This is a genomic window from Nocardia sp. 852002-20019_SCH5090214, assembly GCF_001665865.1.
In the GTDB taxonomy this organism is placed as follows: domain Bacteria; phylum Actinomycetota; class Actinomycetes; order Mycobacteriales; family Mycobacteriaceae; genus Nocardia; species Nocardia nova.
In genome coordinates, this window is record NZ_LZMK01000027.1 from 1 (window position 1) to 531 (window position 531).

The 531-nt window shown below is 69.3% G+C and carries 2 protein-coding genes; one reads left to right on the forward strand and one right to left on the reverse strand.

Annotation, left to right across the window (positions count from 1 at the left end; genetic code table 11):
• Positions 1–16: 16 nt before the first annotated feature.
• Positions 17–286, reverse strand: a complete 270-nt coding sequence (locus A5780_RS03365) for a hypothetical protein (RefSeq protein ID WP_064907675.1) — start codon at positions 284–286, stop codon at positions 17–19.
• Between the two features lie 49 nt (positions 287–335).
• Here A5780_RS03365 and A5780_RS03370 point away from each other — a divergent pair.
• Positions 336–531, forward strand: a 196-nt coding sequence (locus A5780_RS03370) for a hypothetical protein (RefSeq protein ID WP_156769348.1), incomplete at its 3' end; no start/stop codon positions are given.

A 531-nucleotide genomic window follows, 5' to 3' on the forward strand; every position in this document is an offset into this window, starting at 1 on the left:
TATGGAGGTTAGGGGGTTACGTGGTTTCGGGGTCGGTGTCGACGAATTCGAGATCCGATTCCTGCTCCCACGTCCAGCGGTTTCCTGGCCACCACACCACCACCCAGTTCGTCCCACCGGTCGGCGGGGTTTTCGACCACACCTGAACGAGTTCGCCGGAGGCGTGGTCGAAGTCGGTGCGCACCACCGCGGCGTGCCCGGCGGGGGCGACATAGCCGATCCGGTCGCCGCCGGAGAGGCCGGCGCGTGACTTCAACCGGATCCGGGTGCGCGGCGCGACGGGCACCGGTCGAGCTTGTCACCCGCGCCCGCGCGGAGGGCGACCACACCCGGGTATGGGCGAGGTGTTCGCGGTCGGTGATCGCATCGAGTGGTGGAGCGACATCGACGGCGGCCCGGCCGAGCCCGGCGACCAGGACGCGAGGAAAAACATCGGCACGGTCGCCAGCGTCCACCGCAGCCCCAACGACGACACCCAGGTCGTCGCGTATCTCGTGACGTGTCGCAGCCGCGTCGCCGGCACGTACACCT